The following is a 1759-nucleotide window of genomic DNA, read 5'->3' on the forward strand; positions in this document are numbered from 1 at the left end:
GCGCAACGCTCTCATGCGGGTAAAATAGCGTGGCAAAACCAGGGAATTCCCGTGGCAATACCAAGGAATTTGCTTTGGCAAAACCAGGGATTTTTACTTGACAGAATACAACGGTAAGCGACGCGCTCTATATATCCCCGCGCTATCTTGCGAATATCGAGAACAAGGGACAACAGCCGAGCCTGCAAGTTTTCTATGACCTTGTTACTCGTTATCATATTTCGGTAGACCAGTTTTTCTTTCCGAATGATAACGCCGAGAAGTCCACGCAGCGGCGGCAGCTTGATACTCTGCTTGACAGCATGAGCGATAACGGTTTGCGTATCGTTGCGGCTACGGCAAAGGAAATAACGGAAGTCGAAAAAGACAATGACTAAAACTGAATATGCACTAAGAACGCTATGGAAACGCTGTGTTTCTATGGCGTTTTTCTTTTCCTGCGGGTGTCTTTGGCAAAATCCCGTCTTTATCGTGGAAGAAAGCGAAAAGATGAATAGCAAGCATAGGAAGCGGGTACCCACTTCCGTATTTTGCCTGCCCTGCTCTGCGGCAGCGTCGGCAAAATTGCTTGTTGGGAAGTGTCCCAAACCCTCGGAATGGAAAGGAGCGTCAAAGCATGGACGGACGAAAAAGAACAGTACAAATCAAGTTCAGAGTAACGGAAGCAGAACGGGATTTAATAGAAGAAAAAATGAAGCTGATACCCACCCGGAACATGGCGGCGTATCTGCGGAAGATTGCCATTGACGGGTATATCCTGCAAGTAGACCACACCGACATAAAAGCTATGACAGCGGAGATACAGAAAATCGGTGTCAACGTCAATCAGATTGCAAAGCGTGTGAACAGTACAGGCAGCGTCTACCAAGAGGACATAGAAGAAATAAAGGGGGTGCTTGCGGAAATATGGCGGTTACAAAGATTAAGCCTATTAAAGGAACGCTGAACAAAGCCCTTGACTATATCCAAAATCCCGCAAAGACTGATGAAAAAATACTTGTGTCCTCGTTTGGCTGCGCCTATGAAACGGCAGACATTGAGTTTGGTTTTACCCTGTCGCAGGCGTTGGATAAAGGAAACAATTTAGCCCACCATCTGATACAATCCTTTGAGCCGGGAGAGGTCGATTATCAGACCGCCCATGAAATCGGACGGCAGCTTGCAGACGCAGTAACCAAAGGGCAGCACGAATATGTTTTGACTAGAGCTTCTTGTTTTTCCGGCAGACAGCAAAAACTTCTTGTACTGGCGCACCGCAAAATGTTCCGGGTCTTTTTCCTCCAAGCGTTCAAACATGAGGTCAACGGGGGATTGAAATTCCGGGTCGTCCTCGCGGGCTTCCGACGCATTTATCATTTCAAGCAGCGTCGTAAAGTTTTTCTCGTTCTCCGGGGCTTCGTACCAGATGTAGCCGATAAGGGCGCAGTAAAAAAGCCGTTCCGATTTCACCCAAAAATCCTCGCCGGATTTTTCCCCGTCGCCTTTGGTGTTGGCGATAATGGTATTTACCAGTTTCAAAATATCCTTTTCGCTGCGCAGATAGGCAAAGGGATTGTACCGCATGGATTTCTTGAAATTGATGGTGTTTAGCACCTTGATTTTGTACCCGCCCCGCTGCAAGAGCTTCCCGCACTCGATTAAAACCGTTCCTTTCGGAAGCATTTCGTCAAGACAGAATGTGCATTTATTTGAAAATTCTTTGTGACCGCTGGAAAAGCCTGTGGCGATAGGACTTTTCAAGTGTTTCATGCTCCGTTTC

Annotated in this window: 1 protein-coding gene and 3 pseudogenes; 3 read left to right on the plus strand and 1 reads right to left on the minus strand. The window is 47.0% G+C overall.

Features of this window, described 5'->3' with window-relative positions; translation table 11 throughout:
* Nucleotides 1–113: 113 nt before the first annotated feature.
* The 3 genes and pseudogenes from ACTQ3R_RS16420 to ACTQ3R_RS16430 all read left to right on the plus strand — a co-directional run.
* Nucleotides 114–377 (plus strand): annotated as a pseudogene (locus ACTQ3R_RS16420) (transcriptional regulator); the annotation flags it as partial.
* A gap of 239 nt (nt 378–616) precedes the next feature.
* Nucleotides 617–946 (plus strand): plasmid mobilization protein, encoded by a 330-nt coding sequence (locus ACTQ3R_RS16425; protein WP_069986856.1) that lies wholly within the window; start codon nt 617–619, stop codon nt 944–946.
* Nucleotides 907–1203, plus strand: a pseudogene (locus tag ACTQ3R_RS16430) (relaxase/mobilization nuclease domain-containing protein); the annotation flags it as partial. The gene ACTQ3R_RS16425 and the pseudogene ACTQ3R_RS16430, both read left to right, overlap by 40 nt.
* On the opposite strand, the pseudogene ACTQ3R_RS16435 reads toward ACTQ3R_RS16430, so the two are convergent.
* A pseudogene (locus ACTQ3R_RS16435) lies at nt 1204–1656 on the minus strand (type IV secretory system conjugative DNA transfer family protein); the annotation flags it as partial.
* Nucleotides 1657–1759: the final 103 nt, after the last annotated feature.

It is taken from the genome of Lawsonibacter sp. LCP25S3_E2 (assembly GCF_052117285.1).
In the GTDB taxonomy this organism is placed as follows: Bacteria; Bacillota; Clostridia; order Oscillospirales; family Oscillospiraceae; genus Lawsonibacter.